Source organism: Achromobacter pestifer, from assembly GCF_013267355.1.
Taxonomy (GTDB): domain Bacteria; phylum Pseudomonadota; class Gammaproteobacteria; order Burkholderiales; family Burkholderiaceae_B; genus Achromobacter; species Achromobacter pestifer_A.
The window spans coordinates 4353659-4368952 of sequence record NZ_CP053985.1 but is presented as its reverse complement, the minus strand read 5'-3'; the positions used below and the strand labels follow the sequence as shown (position 1 = coordinate 4368952).

At 66.5% G+C, this 15294-nt stretch carries 13 protein-coding genes and 1 tRNA gene; 5 read left to right on the top strand and 9 right to left on the bottom strand.

All coding sequences use genetic code 11. The annotated features are described in order from the left end of the window. Nucleotides 1-67: 67 nt before the first annotated feature. Nucleotides 68-232 (bottom strand): hypothetical protein, encoded by a 165-nt coding sequence (locus FOC84_RS20925; protein WP_173146117.1) that lies wholly within the window; start codon nucleotides 230-232, stop codon nucleotides 68-70. Nucleotides 233-245: 13 nt separating this feature from the next. Then, nucleotides 246-1445 carry an MFS transporter gene (locus tag FOC84_RS20920; RefSeq protein WP_173146116.1) on the bottom strand — a complete coding sequence of 400 codons (1200 nt, stop codon included), beginning with the start codon at nucleotides 1443-1445 and terminating at the stop codon, nucleotides 246-248. Nucleotides 1446-1755: 310 nt separating this feature from the next. Here FOC84_RS20920 and FOC84_RS20915 point away from each other — a divergent pair. Both FOC84_RS20915 and pbpG read left to right on the top strand, forming a co-directional pair. Next, a tRNA-Arg gene (locus FOC84_RS20915) sits at nucleotides 1756-1830 on the top strand. 378 nt (nucleotides 1831-2208) lie between these two features. After that, entirely contained in the window at nucleotides 2209-3411 is a 1203-nt protein-coding gene (gene pbpG, locus FOC84_RS20910) for a D-alanyl-D-alanine endopeptidase (RefSeq protein WP_254241720.1), read from the top strand. A gap of 73 nt (nucleotides 3412-3484) precedes the next feature. On the opposite strand, the gene FOC84_RS20905 is transcribed toward pbpG, so the two are convergent. Then, nucleotides 3485-3871 carry a ribbon-helix-helix domain-containing protein gene (locus tag FOC84_RS20905; RefSeq protein ID WP_173146115.1) on the bottom strand — a complete coding sequence of 129 codons (387 nt, stop codon included), beginning with the start codon at nucleotides 3869-3871 and terminating at the stop codon, nucleotides 3485-3487. A 245-nt stretch (nucleotides 3872-4116) separates the two neighbouring features. Between FOC84_RS20905 and adhP the strand changes: the two genes are divergently transcribed. Beyond that, nucleotides 4117-5142 carry an alcohol dehydrogenase AdhP gene (gene adhP, locus FOC84_RS20900; RefSeq protein WP_173146114.1) on the top strand — a complete coding sequence of 342 codons (1026 nt, stop codon included), beginning with the start codon at nucleotides 4117-4119 and terminating at the stop codon, nucleotides 5140-5142. A 69-nt stretch (nucleotides 5143-5211) separates the two neighbouring features. Here the strand turns inward: adhP and FOC84_RS20895 are convergent, their stop codons facing one another. From FOC84_RS20895 to FOC84_RS20880, 4 genes are all read right to left on the bottom strand, one after another. Beyond that, entirely contained in the window at nucleotides 5212-5790 is a 579-nt protein-coding gene (locus FOC84_RS20895; protein WP_042794727.1) for a DJ-1/PfpI family protein, read from the bottom strand. 137 nt (nucleotides 5791-5927) lie between these two features. After that, nucleotides 5928-6416, bottom strand: a complete 489-nt coding sequence (gene ybaK, locus FOC84_RS20890) for a Cys-tRNA(Pro) deacylase (RefSeq protein WP_173146113.1) — start codon at nucleotides 6414-6416, stop codon at nucleotides 5928-5930. Nucleotides 6417-6456: 40 nt separating this feature from the next. Next, nucleotides 6457-7440 (bottom strand): site-specific tyrosine recombinase XerD, encoded by a 984-nt coding sequence (xerD, locus tag FOC84_RS20885; protein WP_173146112.1) that lies wholly within the window; start codon nucleotides 7438-7440, stop codon nucleotides 6457-6459. A 16-nt stretch (nucleotides 7441-7456) separates the two neighbouring features. After that, nucleotides 7457-8362 carry a LysR substrate-binding domain-containing protein gene (locus FOC84_RS20880; RefSeq protein ID WP_173146111.1) on the bottom strand — a complete coding sequence of 302 codons (906 nt, stop codon included), beginning with the start codon at nucleotides 8360-8362 and terminating at the stop codon, nucleotides 7457-7459. 184 nt (nucleotides 8363-8546) lie between these two features. On the opposite strand from FOC84_RS20880, the gene FOC84_RS20875 reads away from it, so the two are divergent. Both FOC84_RS20875 and FOC84_RS20870 read left to right on the top strand, forming a co-directional pair. Next, on the top strand, nucleotides 8547-10229 hold the full coding sequence (locus FOC84_RS20875) for a thiamine pyrophosphate-binding protein (protein WP_173150309.1): 1683 nt from the start codon (nucleotides 8547-8549) through the stop codon (nucleotides 10227-10229). A 113-nt stretch (nucleotides 10230-10342) separates the two neighbouring features. Then, complete coding sequence (locus FOC84_RS20870) at nucleotides 10343-11536, top strand: acyl-CoA dehydrogenase (protein WP_173146110.1); 1194 nt, start codon at nucleotides 10343-10345, stop codon at nucleotides 11534-11536. A gap of 82 nt (nucleotides 11537-11618) precedes the next feature. On the opposite strand, the gene FOC84_RS20865 is transcribed toward FOC84_RS20870, so the two are convergent. Then, a complete protein-coding gene (locus tag FOC84_RS20865; RefSeq protein WP_173146109.1) occupies nucleotides 11619-12863 on the bottom strand; it encodes a PepSY-associated TM helix domain-containing protein in 1245 nt (414 codons plus the stop codon). A gap of 16 nt (nucleotides 12864-12879) precedes the next feature. Next, a complete protein-coding gene (locus FOC84_RS20860) occupies nucleotides 12880-15279 on the bottom strand; it encodes a TonB-dependent siderophore receptor (protein ID WP_173146108.1) in 2400 nt (799 codons plus the stop codon). Nucleotides 15280-15294 lie beyond the last annotated feature (15 nt).

The window sequence follows — 15294 nt, the reverse complement described above, 5'->3', positions numbered from 1 at the left end:
GGAAGCGGCGCGCGATGAGGGAAGAATGACCGCCGTAGGATACCGCGAGGCCGAGCGGAAAACGCGCCTAGAAGCCGCAGAGCGCGGCCAGGTTTTCCCAGTGGATCTGCATTTCCGGCGTGGTGTAGCCCCAGAACGCCAGGCCCATGACGGCGGCCAGGGCCAGCGCGCCCACGGCGCGCCAGCCGCGATGGCGGCGGGCGGCGGGTGCGGGAAGAGTCGAGGGCTTCATGGGCGGTCCGGTCTCAGGCCGGCGCCGGCTGGGCCACGGGCTGTTCGCGCACGGGCAGGCACAGCAGCGCGGCGACGATGGCCAGCGCCACGCCCAGCCACCAGACCGCGTCGTAGCTGCCGGTCTTGGCATAGGCATATCCGCCCAGCCACACGCCTATGAAACTGCCCAGCTGGTGACCCAGGAAGACAATGCCGGACAGCGTGGCCGCGTAGCGCAGGCCGTATATCTGGCCGATCAAACCCTGCGTGAGCGGCACGGTTCCCAGCCAGAACAGTCCCATCCACGCGGCGAAGGCATACAGCACCCACGGCGACAAGGGCATCCACAGCAACAGCAGGATGCCGAAAGCGCGCATGCCGTACACCACGGCCAGGAGGCGCTTCTTGCTGTACTTGCCGCCCAGCTTGCCTGCATAGAACGATCCCAGCACGTTGAACAGGCCGATCAGCGCGATGGCGGTCGCGCCCTGCCCCGCGGTCAAGCCGCCGTCGGTGACATAGGCCGGCAGGTGCAGCGTGATGAAGGCGGTATGGAAGCCGCAGACGAAGTAGCTCCAGAACAGGAAGTGGAACGAGGGGTGGCGCACCGCCTGCTTGACTGCCGAGGCCAACGATTGCTGCGGCCCGGTGTGGGCTTGCGGACGTCCGCGCAGGAAATAGGCCAGCGGCGCGGCGCAAGCGACGAACAGCGACAGCACCCACAATGCGCCTGGCCAGTCCAGGCCGCTGATCAACACCTGGCCCGTGGGCACCACGGCAAACTGGCCCAGCGAGCCGCCAGCGCTGGCGATGCCCATGGCCGTGCTGCGATAGGCCGGCGGCACCGCGCGGGCCACCACCGGCAGGATCACCGGGAAGGTGGTCCCCGCCTGGCCCAGCCCGACCAGCACACCGGCGGTCAGGTAGAGCGTGGCTTCGTCGGTGGCGAAGCGCGTGCCTATCATGCCCAGCATATACAGCACCGCGCCCAACGCGATGGTGCGGCCCGAGCCGTAGCGGTCGGCCATGATACCCATGAAGATACAGGCCACGCCCCACACCAGGTTCTGCAGCGCGAAGGCCATGGAGAACACCTCGCGGCCCCAGCCCTGCGCCAGCCCCATCGGCTGCATGAAGAGGCCGAAGGTGGCGCGCACCCCCATGGCGAGCAGCACAACCAGCGTGCCCACGATCAGGGTGCGGGTGAAATTCGTATCGGTTTGGCTAGACATGAAACCCGTTTTTCGTTGTTTTGGTTCGCCGCCCCCTCCTCGGGACGGTCCGGCGCTCGGCGCAGGACCCGGACATCATATACAAATAGCCTCCAGGCTCCGGGAATAGCCACGTCGGGGACTGGGTCCGCGGCATCGGGCTGCCGGCACCGGATTTGGGGCTTGCGCCGCCTGCTGATAGACTTGCGTCCTGCGCCGAAGCCCGTGCCCCCAGTGATAAACTCAGGACCGGAAGATTCGTAGCGATATCAAGACCTTAGTGAGCGGGCGCGGTCTCTTCGACCAGTCCTGCCGCCTGATCAGAAATAGTCTCGCCGTAGTTAAATGGATATAACCGGCCCCTCCTAAGGGTCAATTGGTGGTTCGATTCCACCCGGCGAGGCCACCTTTGGCGTCGGCTCCGACGCTTTCCTTTCCCTGCCCGTTGCCCTGTCCGCCCGAAGCCACTGCGCTTTTCCGAGCGCGTTTTGCCCTGCGCGGCCCAGGGGCAAAAACCTCGCGTTCAGCCGGATGAGGGTTAATCCGGGCTACGCTCACGCGCGGCATGCCGTTAGTTTCTCGGACTTGTCTTGTGACGAATTGAATCCACGTCAATACGTCACTAATATTTTTTTGAACGATGATAGCGAATCGCCTTGCGCGCAACTTGAAATTGCTGTTTAAATTCGACGCGTAAGCCTCTAATTCATCTGGATTTTTCCTGACCCGACGAAACGCCGGCTTAAGAAACATTTACTGACAGACTGACAAGCCAGCTCAAACCATGGCATTTTCCTGGAAACGTGCGATTGCGAACGCGATAGCGCCTGTGGCGCTGGCGGTGTGCGCGCTCCTGCCCCCCGCCGCGCAAGCCGCGAAGAATACGGACCCTTGCAAGACCAACGCCAAGTCGTCGGCCTGCAAGGCGCAACAAGCGAAGAAGGCTCCGGCCCCGAAGGCCAGCTCCGGCAAGAGCGCCTCGGGCAAACAAGCCGCCTCCTCCGCCAAGAAGGCCCCCCCCAAATCCTCCTCCGGCAAGAAAGCCGCCGCCCCCAAGGGTGGCAAGCCGCAGGTCGCCGCCAAGGGCACGCCGCCCAAGAAGGGCGCGGCCGCCGGCAAGAACGGCAAGCCGAACCAGCCCTCGCGCGCGCAACGCGCCGCCGCTGCCGCCGCGCTGGGTTCGGCCGCCATGCCGCCGCCCGCCTCGTCGGTGCGCGCCGAAGCCGCCGCCCTGCGTTCCACCACCGCCTACGTGCAGGACCTGGAAACTTCCACCGTCATCTTCGCCAAGAACGAAAACGTGGTGCGCCCCATCGCTTCGATCTCGAAGCTGATGACCGCCGTGGTCGTGGTCGACGCCAACCTACCCATGGACGAAATGCTGGAGATCACCGACGACGACGTCGACGGCCTCAAGCACACCACTTCGCGCTTGCGCGTGGGCACCAAGCTGTCGCGCGGCGACATGCTGCACCTGGCGCTGATGTCGTCCGAGAACCGCGCGGCCAACGCGCTGGGCCGCCACTATCCGGGCGGCCTGCCCGCTTTCGTGGCCGCCATGAATGCCAAGGCGCAGTCGCTGGGCATGACCAGCACGCGCTTCATCGAACCCACCGGCCTGTCCAGCGACAACGTCTCGTCGCCGCATGACCTGGCCCGCCTGCTGCGCGCGGCCTCCCAACGACCCCTGATCCATCGCTACTCGACCGACACCGAGTACGACGTCGAGGTCAACAACCGCACGCAGACGTTCCGCAACACCAACCTGCTAGTGCGCAAGCCCGACTGGGACATCAAGGTGTCCAAGACCGGCTACATCAACGAAGCCGGCGAATGCCTGGTCATGCTGGCCCGCATCAACGGCCGCGATCTGGCCATCGTGCTGCTGGATTCTCAGGGCAAGCTGTCGCGCATCGGCGACGCCGTGCGCATCCGCCGCATCGTGCAGAACGAAGTGGCATTGGCATCGATTCAGCCCGGCGGTTGAGCCGCTGCCGCGTTCTGATTGCGCATGAAATTGGGCCCGAAAATTCGGGCCCAATTTTTTTGACACTGACGGATTACGCGGCCTTGCGTTTGGGGCGCAGGGGCTGGGCGTCGTACAGCGCGGGCGGCAGGCCTTCCAGGACGGCCTGGGGATTGAGCGAGCGGATCGGCACGGCGGCGTCCCGCGGGATACGGCCCTCGGCTTGCAGCAGTTGATAGCGCAGGCAGCACACGCGCAGGAAAGAGGTGAAATTGGCGGCCTCGCCGCGGTACTCGATCAGTTCGTCGTACAGACGTTCGATCAGCTGTGTCACGCGCATGCCGTCGCGGCCCGCGATTTCTTCCAGCACCTGCCAGAATAGCTGCTCCAGCCGCAGGCTGGTGGCCACGCCGTGCAGCCGCAGGGAACGGGTTTCAGGCGCGTAGGACTGCTCACTGGCGCGGATGAAGATTTCACACATGGGAGCTCCTGGAACTCGGGACTGGGCGGTTTCGCCTGGGCCGGGACGCCTACGGCTCACTGTACGCCGTTTGGCGCGGCCCCGGCAAGGCGCTGCCGGGGGTAGCCCATCGGCGCTTGCCGCTCCAGTTCTGAAACCACACGTTTCCGGCATCGATGCGCGGGCCAGCCGGTTGATATAAATCATGGCTGGGAAAGCACGCAAGTTCGAGCATAAGGAATCTTGATCAGACTTCGGAGGCAGTGATGGATAAAACCATGAAAGCAGCGGTTGCACGAGCATTCGGCAAGCCCCTGGCAATCGAAGAAGTCGCGGTACCGCGCCCGGGTCCGGGCGAATTGCTGGTAAAGATCGAAGCCTGCGGCGTATGCCATACCGATCTGCACGCGGTCGAAGGCGACTGGCCCGTCAAACCCAACCCGCCCTTCATTCCCGGCCACGAAGGCGTCGGCCACGTGGTGGCGGTGGGCGCCGGCGTCACCCACGTGAAGGAAGGCGACCGCGTCGGCATTCCCTGGCTGTATTCCGCCTGCGGACACTGCGAGCACTGCCTGGGCGGTTGGGAAACGCTATGCGAACAGCAGCAGAATGCCGGCTACTCGGTGAACGGCGGCTTCGCCGAATATGCGCTGGCCGCGGCCGACTACGTGGGCCTGCTGCCCAAGAATGTCAGTTTCGTCGATATCGCGCCCGTGCTGTGCGCCGGCGTCACCGTCTACAAGGGCCTGAAGATGACGGACACCCGTCCGGGCAACTGGGTGGTCATTTCCGGCATCGGCGGGCTGGGCCACATGGCGGTGCAGTACGCCCGGGCCATGGGGCTTAACGTAGCCGCGGTGGACATCGACGATGCCAAGCTGGACTTCGCCCGCCGCCTGGGCGCCGAGGTCACGGTCAACGCCAAGACCACCGATCCGGCCGCCTACCTGAAGCGCGAGATCGGCGGGGCGCATGGCGCGCTGATCACGGCGGTATCGCCCAAGGCCTTCGAGCAGGCGCTGGGCATGGTGCGGCGCGGCGGCACCGTGGCGCTCAACGGGCTGCCCCCGGGCGACTTCCCGCTATCGATCTTCGACATGGTGCTCAACGGCGTCACCGTGCGCGGCTCCATCGTGGGCTCGCGCCTGGACCTGCAGGAATCGTTGCAGTTCGCCGAAGAGGGCAAGGTGCACGCCACCGTCGCCACCGAAAGCCTGGAGAACATCAACGACGTGTTCGACCGCATGCGCCGCGGCCAGATCGAAGGCCGCATCGTGCTCGATTTCGCCTGATCGCCTAGCCGTAAAGGAAAAGCGCCAGGGCTGCACGCTTGCAGCCCTGGCGCTTTGTGGCTTTGGAGATCAGGGCGTGATCTTCGTGCCCAGCACCGCCAGGAATTGCGACATCCAGGCCGGATGCGCGGGCCAGGCCGGCGCCGTCACCAGGTTGCCGTCGGTGTAGGCCTGGTCGATGCCGATCTCGGCATAGGTGCCGCCCGCCAGACGCACTTCCGGCGCGCACGCGGGATAGGCGGAACAAGTGCGGCCCTTCAGGATGCCCGCCGCGGCCAGCAGTTGCGCGCCGTGGCACACCGCCGCGATGGGTTTGCCGGCCTGGTCGAAGGCGCGCACGATGTCCAACACCTTTTCGTTCAGGCGCAGGTATTCCGGTGCGCGGCCGCCCGGAATCACCAGGCCGTCGTAGGAAGATGGTTCGACGCGGTCGAAGTCGTAGTTCAGCGCGAAATTGTGGCCGCGCTTTTCGGTGTAGGTCTGTGCGCCCTCGAAATCATGGATGGCGGTGGCGATGGTATCGCCGGCCTTCTTGTCCGGGCACACCGCGTGCACCGTATGCCCCACCGTCAGCAGGGTCTGGTACGGCACCATGGTCTCGTAGTCCTCGGCATAGTCGCCGACCAGCATCAACAGTCGCTTGCTCATGTTTGTCTCCTAGGGATGGCGGAAAGCCGGTTCAGCGCCCGTGGCCGGGCTCCGGTTCTTGATCTACGCCCCTATTGTGGCGCGGCCATCGGCCTGGGAGGTGGTATGGGGATACCACGCGCGGGAACGCGCGGGCGCTACTCCAGCGCGACGGACACGCCCTTGGCTCCCAGCAGGCTGACCAGCACCTTGGGATCGATGCCGATCAGGTAGCCGCGCCGCCCGCCATTGATGTAGACCACGGGATAGTCCAGCACTTCGGCCTCGACCCACACCGGCATCTTCTTGCGCGTGCCAAAGGGCGAGGTACCTCCCACCTGGTAGCCCGAATGGCGCTGCGCGACCTCGGGCTTGCAGGGCTCGACGCGCTTGCAGCCCGCCTGGCGCGCCAGGTTCTTGGTGGAGACTTCGCGGTCGCCGTGCATGACCACGATCAGGGGTTTGGCGGATTCATCCTCCATCACCAGGGTCTTCACCACCGCATGCGGATCCAGGCCCAGCTGGCGCGCGGCTTCGCCCGCGCCGCCATGGTCGACGTATTCATAGGTGTGTTCCGTGTACGCCACCTTGTTCTGCTTGAGGAACTGGGTGGCGGGCGTTTCGGAAACGTGGCGGGCTTTGCTCATGGTTATGCGTGAAAAAGAATTTTGAAACGGCGCGTGGCGGCTAGCCGCGGGGATGGTGGGCCGCATGCAACGCCTTCAGGCGTTCGCGCGCAACGTGGGTGTAGATCTGCGTGGTGGAGATATCGGCGTGCCCCAGCAGCATCTGCACCACGCGCAGGTCAGCGCCATGGTTCAGCAGGTGCGTGGCGAAGGCGTGCCGCAGCACGTGCGGCGATAGCGGCGCGCGCACGTCCGCCAGCAAGGCGTACTTCTTCACCAGTTGCCAGAAGGCCTGGCGCGACATGGCTTCGGCCCGGCCGGTAATGAAGAGCGCATCGCTTACGCGCCCCGCCGCCAATTCCGGCCGCCCGGACTTCAGATAAAGGTCGATCCAATGCGCGGCTTCCGCGCCCAGCGGCACCAGCCGGTCCTTGCCGCCCTTGCCCAGCACCACCCGCACCACGCCTTCGTTCAGGCTCACGTCCAGCGTGCGCACACCCACCAGCTCGGAGACGCGCAGGCCAGTGGCATACAGCGTTTCCAGCATGGCGCGATCACGCAGGCCGCGCGCCTGTTCCTGGTCGGGCGCGCGCAGCAAGGCGTCCACCTGTTGCTCGGACAGGGTCTTGGGCATGCGCGGTGGCTGCTTGGCGGCGATCAGCGTCAGGCAGGGATCCCGCTCGGCGCGGTGTTCGCGCAAGGCCCAGGCGTAGAAGCGGCGCAGCGCGGCCAGCCTGCGGTTGGCGGTGGTGGCGCGGGTTTCCTCATGGCGGAAGGCGAACCAGGCTTCGATGTCGGCCTTGGCGGCGTCGCGCAGGGGTTTGGCCGGCCCGGCGGGCAGCGCGTGGGCCTGCGCCGCATCGCCATGGCGGTCGGCCATCTCGCGCGCGTAGGCCTCGGGGTCTTCGAGCCAGCGGGCAAAGCCGGTCAGGTCGCGCCGGTAGGCGGCCAGGGTGTTGGCCGACAGGCCATCCTCCAGCCAGACGGCGTCGATGAAGGCGTCGATATCGGCCTGGGATTCAAGCGGGGGGCGGGTCGCGGGCATGCCTGGATTCTACGGCTCAGCGTCCGCCCACGCCCGCGGCGGCGGACTTCAGCCAGCTCTCGAAGAGCTTCAGGGCCTCGGAGCGCTCGCTGCCCTGTGGATATCCGAAGTAATAGCCCTGGCTGACTGCCAGCGCCTGCGGCACCGGCATCACAAGCGCCCCTTGGTCCAGCGCGGGCTGGGCGAGAAAGCGCGGCATCAGTCCTACCCCCAGGCCGGCCTGCACCGCCGCCATCACCATGGTGAAGAGTTCATAGCGCGGCCCGCCGGCGGCGTGGGGACCGTAAAGATGGCTATTGGCTCCGTACCACTGCCGCCAGGCGTCCGGCCGCGAGGCCAGGTGCAGATGAGTCATGCCGGACAAGACGCTTGTGCCGGGGTCCGGCGGGCGCGCCGCCAGTTCCGGCGCGCACACCGGCACCAGTTCGCGTTCGGGGAACAAGAGCACGCCCTGGGTGCCCGGCCACAATCCGTCCCCGTGGTACAGCGCGCCGTCGAAGGGCTGGTCCTTGAATTGGAACGGCAGCGTGCGCACGGACAGGCTGACCGTGATGTCGCCATGCTCGCGCTGGAAGTCGGCCAGGCGCGGGATCAGCCAGGTCGTCGCCAGCGTGGGCACCACGGCGATATGGATGCTGCGGCCCATGCCGGTACGGCTGACCAGGCCGAAGGTGTCTTTTTCGATCTGGTCCAGGTGGTGACGAATGCGGCCGGCGTACTCGGCCCCGTGATCGGTCAGCACGATGCGCCGCCGCACCCGGGTGAACAGCTGCACGCCCAGGCGCGCCTCCAGGCTGGCCACCTGCCGGTAGACCGCGCTATGCGTCAGGGACAGTTCCTCGGCCGCGCGGGAAAAGCTGCCCAGGCGGGCCGACGCTTCGAACGCCTGCAGGGCGCTCAGATTGGGAATGCCGTTTCTCATGGAGCGGGAACCGTCAGATGCCAGCGGGAGCCGCCGCGCTCCGCGGCATGGATCTTGCCGCGACGCAGCATGGCAGCTCGTGCCGGTGGGTCAATAGATTGTGCAATTTTATCAATTGCGTTGTGCGATCAAGGAACATTATGCTCGGATGTCCTAACCTCGGCTCATCATGACTACCACCCCCATGTCCCAGCACGAATCCCGCCTTGGCGGTCACATCCTGGTCGACCAGCTGGTTGCGCAGGGCGTCAAACATGTCTTCTGTGTTCCCGGCGAAAGCTATCTGGCGGTGCTGGACGGCCTGCACGATGCGGACATCAAGGTCACGGTGTGCCGCCAGGAAGGCGGCGCGGCCATGATGGCCGACGCCCACGGCAAGCTGACCGGCGAACCCGGCATCTGCATGGTGACCCGCGGCCCGGGCGCGTCCAACGCGCTGGCCGGCGTGCACATCGCCAAGCAGGACTCCACTCCCCTGATCCTTTTCGTCGGCCAGATCGAGCGCGGCATGCGCGAACGCGAGGCCTTCCAGGAAATGGATTACCGCGCCGTGTTCGGCACGCAGGCCAAGTGGGTCACCGAGATCGACCAGGTCGAACGCATCCCCGAGCTGATCTCGCGCGCCTTCCACATTGCCACCTCGGGCCGCCCTGGCCCGGTCGTGATCGCGCTGCCGGAAGACATGCTGGTCGAAGCGGCCAAGGTGGCTGACGCGCCGCGCTACGAAGTCATCGATTCGGCGCCCTCGGCCGGCCAACTGGCCGACCTGGAAAAGCTGCTGGCCGAGGCCAAGAATCCGGTCGCCATCCTGGGCGGCACGCGCTGGGACGCCCGCGCGGTGCAGCAGTTCGCCGATTTCGCGCAGCGCCACGCGCTGCCCACGGCCGTGTCCTTCCGCCGCCAGATGCTGTTCCCGGCCGACCATCCCTGCTTCATCGGCGACGTGGGCCTGGGCATCAATCCGGCGCTGCTCAAGCGCGTCGCCGACGCGGACCTGATCCTGCTGGTGGGCGGCCGCATGTCGGAAAACCCCAGCCAGGCCTACACCCTGCTGGACATCCCGGTGCCCAAGCAGAAGCTGGTGCACGTGCATCCCGATACCGCCGAACTGGGCCGCGTCTACCGCCCCACCCTGGCCATCAATACCTCGCCCGCCGCCTTCGCGCAGGCGCTGGCCGGCCTAAAGGCGCCGGCCCAGCCCGCCTGGGCTGCCGGCACGCAGGCCATGCGCGAGTCGTACCTGAAATGGAGCGACCCCAGCGCCATCACCACCCCGGGCGCGCTGCAGATGGGCCAGGTCATGGCCTATCTGGAAAAGACCCTGCCGGCCGACGCCATCATGACCAACGGCGCCGGCAACTACGCCACCTGGCTGCACCGCTTCCACCGCTTCACGCGCTACGGCACGCAGCTGGCGCCCACCTCGGGCTCCATGGGCTACGGCCTGCCGGCGGCCGTCGGCGCCAAGCGCGTCGCGCCCGACAAGACCGTGGTCTGCTTCGCGGGCGACGGCTGCTTCCTGATGCACGGCCAGGAATTCGCGACCGCGGTGCAATACGACCTGCCCATCGTCGTGGTGCTGGTGGACAACGGCATGTACGGCACGATCCGCATGCACCAGGAAAAGCACTACCCCGGCCGCATTTCCGCGACCGAGCTGAAGAATCCGGACTTCGCCGACTACGCGCGCGCCTTCGGCGGGCACGGCGAACGCGTCGAGACCACCGAACAGTTCGGTCCGGCCTTCGAACGCGCCCTGGCCAGCGGCAAGCCGGCCATCCTGCACTGCTTCATCGATCCGGAAACCATCACCCCGGGCACGACCCTGGAAAAAATCCGCGACGCAGCGCTCAAGGCGCAGCACTAAAGGCGGGACGGAACGGCGGCGCCGCGCGCCGGCCGTTCCATTCGCCGCTTGCCGCCCGAATTATTTTAGGTTTAAACTTTCTAGCATTCCGAAATCCATAGCGGAGACCCAGCATGTCCTCGAATCCTTCCTTTCACTGGCAAGACCCCCTGTTGCTGGACCAGCAACTGACCGACGAAGAACGCATGGTGCGCGACGCCGCCCTGGCCTATTCGCAGGACAAGCTCGCCCCGCGCGTGCTGAACGCCTTCCGCAATGAACAGACCGACCCGGCCATCTTCTCCGAGATGGGCGAACTGGGCCTGCTGGGCGCGACCATCCCCGTCGAATACGGCGGCGCCGGTCTGAACTACGTCAGCTACGGCCTGATCGCCCGCGAAGTCGAACGCATCGACTCCGGCTACCGTTCCATGATGAGCGTGCAATCGTCGCTGGTGATGGTGCCCATCAATGAATTCGGCAGCGAAGCCCAAAAGCAAAAGTACCTGCCCAAGCTGGCCCGCGGCGAATGGATCGGCTGCTTCGGCCTGACCGAACCCAACCACGGCTCCGACCCCGGCGGCATGGAAACCCGCGCCGTCAAGACGTCCGACGGCTACAAGGTTTCCGGCAACAAGATGTGGATCACCAACTCCCCCATCGCCGATGTCTTCGTGGTGTGGGCCAAGTGCGTCGGCGGCGACTTCGACGGCAAGATCCGCGGCTTCATCCTGGAAAAGGGCATGAAGGGTCTGTCGGCCCCGGCCATCCACGGCAAGGTCGGCCTGCGCGCCTCGATCACCGGCGAAATCGTCATGGACGAAGTGGAAATTTCCGCTGACCAGATGATGCCCGGCGTGTCCGGCCTGAAGGGTCCGTTCACCTGCTTGAACTCGGCCCGCTACGGTATCGCCTGGGGCGCCCTCGGCGCCGCCGAAGCCTGCTGGCATACCGCCCGCCAGTACACGCTGGACCGCAAGCAATTCGGCCGCCCGCTGGCTGCCAACCAGCTGATCCAGAAGAAGCTGGCCGACATGCAGACCGAGATCACCCTCGCGCTGGCCGGCTGCTTGCGCCTGGGCCGCATGAAGGACGAAGGCACCGCCGCCGTCGAAATCACCTCGATCATGAAGCGCAACTCTTGCGGCAAGGCGCTGGACATCGCCCGCCTGGCGCGCGACATGCTCGGCGGCAACGGCATTTCCGACGAGTTCGGCGTGGCCCGCCACCTGGTGAACCTGGAAGTGGTCAACACCTACGAAGGCACCCATGACGTGCACGCCCTGATCCTGGGCCGCGCACAGACCGGCATCCAGGCGTTCTATTGATCGCTTGACCGCCGCATGGCGCGCAACGGCCCGGCCCGGCCCATGCCGGGCCGTTTTGCATTCAGCCGCCGCAAGCCGGGCGCTAGCGCTCAAGCCGGATCCTGGCCCGCGCCGGCAACTGCCGCAAGCGTCCCCGGCGCTTGCGCCACCAGATCATCACACCGGTCACCGACAGGGCCGCCACGACCAGCCCAAGCGCCAGGGCCAGCAGGCGATACGGCAGGCCGAACACGTGCGCCATGTGCAGCGCGCCGATCCAGTTGCTGAAGGTGTCGCCCGCTGCGCCGCGCGTGGGCAGATAGATGCCGCGGCGTTCGCCGCTGGCCGCGTCGATGAGTATCCCCGTATTGCCCACGCGGCTGCGCAGGTCGGCGTCGCTGTGCGCAAGATAGCCGTACAAGCCGCGACGGCGGTCCAGCATCAGCAACTCCTCGCCATCGACGCTGAAGCCGCGCTCGCGCGCCAACTCCGCCATCGCGGCGCGCGCGGCCTCATGCGCCTGGCGCCAGTCCAGGGCCGGCTCCAGCACGGGGCTCGGCAACGCCGGCGCCTGGCGCCATGAAGTATCGAAGGGCAGCATCTGCGACATCAGCGGCTGGTACACCTGCGCGCGCAGATTGAACATGACGCTGGACCAGGCATAGACCAGCAGCAGCGCCCATAGCCACAGGCTGAAGGCCCGGTGCACGTCCAGCGTCACCCGGGTGGCGCTGGCGCCGCGCTTGATCAGCCAGGCCGGCCGCCAGCCGCGCCAGAATCCGCCGCGGCGCGCCCCGCGGCTGGGCAGGGTCAAGTAGAAGCCCACGAAGCAGTCCAGCGTCCAGATCAGCGCAATGACGCCGAACAGCAGGCGCCCCCAGATGCCCGGCAGCGCCAGTTCGCAATGGATGCGGTAGATCAGCGGAATCAGGTCCTGGCGCGCCAGCGACAGTCTGCCCTCTTCACGCACGCCCAGAACCCTGCCGGTATAGGGATCGGCATAGGCGTGCGTGGCGTCCAGCGGCAGCGGCCGTCCGCTGCCGGCCTCCAACTTGGGCGCAAGCCGCAACGCGACGGAATGCCCCGGCTCGCGCCGCAGCGGCAACTGGTCGACGGCCGCCCACGGCAACTGGCGCTGCACGGCTGCGCGCAAGGCGTAGGGATCCATCATCGGGGCGCCCGCGGACGGCGGCGCCACCCGCATCAGTCCGGGATTGAGCCAGGCGTCCAGCTCCTCCTCGAACACCAGGATGGAGCCGGTCAGCCCCGCGATGAAAAGGAACAGCGCCGTGGCCAGGCCCGCCCAGCGGTGCACGCGGACCCAGAATTGACGCGCGTCGGCGGCCATGGGCAATGCGGCCGCGTCAGTACTTGGCGCGCAAGGTCAACATGAACGCCCTGGGTTCGCCGAAAACGTTCTGCGAACGCGGCGAGCTGATGGTCTGATAGAACTTGCGGTCGAACAGATTGGTCACATTGAGCGCCATGTCCAGATGGCGGTTGAATTCATAGCCCAGCTTCAGGTCCACGGTGGCGTAGCCGCCCTGCTCCAGCCGCGCGCCGTTGTACTGCGGAAATGCCACGTAGGTGCTGCTCTGGACATTGACGCCGCCGCCCACCGTGTAGCGGTTCCATTGCCCCGGCAGGCGGTAGTCGGTCCACAGGCGCAGCAGATGGCGGGGCGCCACGGCGGTGACATTGGAGTCGTACGTGGCGCTCTGGTCCACGCGCGTCTGCAGCCAGGTGTAGCCGGCATACACGTTCCAACCCGGACTCACCTGTCCGTTGACCTGCAATTCGAAGCCGCGGTTGCGGGTCTTGCCGTTAGCCACATACACCGTCGTCGAATCCGGCGACAAGGTGGCGCGGTTTTCATCGCGGACCTCGAACGCCGCCAGCGATGCATTGAGCGCGCCGCCGAAGAATTCGCCCTTCACGCCGGCTTCCACCTGCTTGCCCTTCAAGGGCTCCAGCATGTCGCCGCTGGCGGTGCTAAATCCGTTCTGCGGCGCGAACACCTCGGAGTAGCTCGCGTACAAGGTGTAGGTGTCGTTCAGGTCGTACAGCAGGCCGATATTGGGCGTGAACTTGCCGTTGTAGCTTGCCTGCTGCGACTTCTCGCCAGCCAGATTGCGCTGGGTGGAATCCAGGTCCCACCAGCTCAGCCGGCCGCCGGCCACCAGCGTCAGCGGATCCGCCAGGCTGATGCGCAGGTTGCTATAGATGCCCCATTGGCGGGTACGCGCGTCGTTACCGTTGTTGAAGGCGTAGTTCAGCCTGTCGAAATCCGAACGCGGGCGGGTGATATCGATGATGGGCGCCCAGTTCGGCGTGGGATAGTTCCACTGGTTGTGGAAACGCGAATCGGTGAAGTTGGCGCCCAGCGTGACATGGTGCTCGCGGCCGAACAGCTGCACCGGACCATCGGCATAGGCATCGTAGGACGACTGGCGCTGACGGGTCGGCCCCTTGGCCGACATCAGCCGGATCAGGTCGTTGCTCGTGTCCGCCGGGCCCCAGGCATAGGCCTGCTCACGGTCCAGTTCGTTTTCCGCGTAGCGGCCTGCCAGCTTCGCGGTCCAGCCGTTGTCCAGCCTGTGCTCCAGGTCCGCGTAGGCTTCGGTCGAGGTGAACTGGTCGCGGTTCCAATCCGCGCCCAGGAAGGTCGAACGCTTGATGTCGGCCAGCGAGAACGTCGGCTGGCCGCCGGGGCCGTAGGTCACATAGGCGGGAATCGACCACATGGAGGCATGGATGTCGCGCTCCTGGCGCCCGCCGCCGATGGTCAGCGTGGTGCGCGGCGTGAAATCGTAGGCCAGCGCCCCGTACAGCACCGAGTGCTGTTCATTGGTCTTGTCGTAGAAGAACCGGCGGTCCTGGTACACGCCCACGAGCCGGCCGCGCAACGAGCCGTCCTCGTTCAGACCGCCGGTCAGATCGACCTGGCTGCGGTAGTTGTCCCAGGATCCGGCCGACACGCTGCCCTCGAAGCCGAACTCGCGCTGCGGCCGCTTGTGCACCAGATTGATGGCGCCGCCCAGGCCGCTTGCGCCGTTGTACAGGCCGGCGGGCCCCTTCAGCACCTCGACCCGGTCGTACACCGCCAGGTCGCTGGACGAGAGCATGCGCCAGTCGTACTGCGTAGGGATGCCATCGATCTGGTACGACGTGATGTCGAAGCCGCGCGAATGGAAGATGGAACGGCTGTTGTCGCGCCGTTCCACGGTGATGCCGGGCGTGTTCTGCATCGCGTCGTCCAGCGTCTGCATGGCCTGCTGCGCCATGCGCTCCTGCGTCACCACGCTGACCGACTGGGGAATCTGGCGCTGCGTGAGCGGCGACTTGGAGCCGACCGTGGTGGGCGGGTTGTAGCGCTCGGCCAGCGCCGATTCGCCGGTCACGGTCACCGGCGCCAGCGTGCTGACCGAACCTGCCGCGCGCAGCACGTAGTGGCGCGCGCCGGTCTGCTCGGCAACCAGGCCGGATCCGGCCAGCAGCGCGTTGAAGCCTTCGCGCACCGAATAATCGCCGTCCAGCGCGGGGGCCTGGCGACCCGCCACCAGGGCCGGATCGAACGACAGCGTGACACGCTTGGCACTGGCGTACTGGTTGAGCGCGGCTTCCAGCGGCGCCGCGGATTGGCGATGGGCGACGCGGTCATCGGCCTGGGCGTGGGCTGCGGCGGGCAACACGGCCCCCAGCGCGGCGCACAGGGCGAGGCGCGCGGGCATATGGCGGTAAGACGGCTTGGCGGAGATAGGCATGGAGCGGGACTTTCC

Excerpts from the sequence above, each read along its gene's own strand:
- FOC84_RS20925 (WP_173146117.1), bottom strand. The coding sequence starts at position 232 with ATGAAGCCCTCGACTCTTCCCGCACCCGCCGCCCGCCGCCATCGCGGC.
- FOC84_RS20920 (WP_173146116.1), bottom strand. The coding sequence starts at position 1,445 with ATGTCTAGCCAAACCGATACGAATTTCACCCGCACCCTGATCGTGGGC.
- pbpG (WP_254241720.1), top strand. The coding sequence starts at position 2,209 with ATGGCATTTTCCTGGAAACGTGCGATTGCGAACGCGATAGCGCCTGTG.
- FOC84_RS20905 (WP_173146115.1), bottom strand. The coding sequence starts at position 3,871 with ATGTGTGAAATCTTCATCCGCGCCAGTGAGCAGTCCTACGCGCCTGAA.
- adhP (WP_173146114.1), top strand. The coding sequence starts at position 4,117 with ATGGATAAAACCATGAAAGCAGCGGTTGCACGAGCATTCGGCAAGCCC.
- FOC84_RS20895 (WP_042794727.1), bottom strand. The coding sequence starts at position 5,790 with ATGAGCAAGCGACTGTTGATGCTGGTCGGCGACTATGCCGAGGACTAC.
- ybaK (WP_173146113.1), bottom strand. The coding sequence starts at position 6,416 with ATGAGCAAAGCCCGCCACGTTTCCGAAACGCCCGCCACCCAGTTCCTC.
- xerD (WP_173146112.1), bottom strand. The coding sequence starts at position 7,440 with ATGCCCGCGACCCGCCCCCCGCTTGAATCCCAGGCCGATATCGACGCC.
- FOC84_RS20880 (WP_173146111.1), bottom strand. The coding sequence starts at position 8,362 with ATGAGAAACGGCATTCCCAATCTGAGCGCCCTGCAGGCGTTCGAAGCG.
- FOC84_RS20875 (WP_173150309.1), top strand. The coding sequence starts at position 8,547 with ATGTCCCAGCACGAATCCCGCCTTGGCGGTCACATCCTGGTCGACCAG.
- FOC84_RS20870 (WP_173146110.1), top strand. The coding sequence starts at position 10,343 with ATGTCCTCGAATCCTTCCTTTCACTGGCAAGACCCCCTGTTGCTGGAC.
- FOC84_RS20865 (WP_173146109.1), bottom strand. The coding sequence starts at position 12,863 with ATGGCCGCCGACGCGCGTCAATTCTGGGTCCGCGTGCACCGCTGGGCG.
- FOC84_RS20860 (WP_173146108.1), bottom strand. The coding sequence starts at position 15,279 with ATGCCTATCTCCGCCAAGCCGTCTTACCGCCATATGCCCGCGCGCCTC.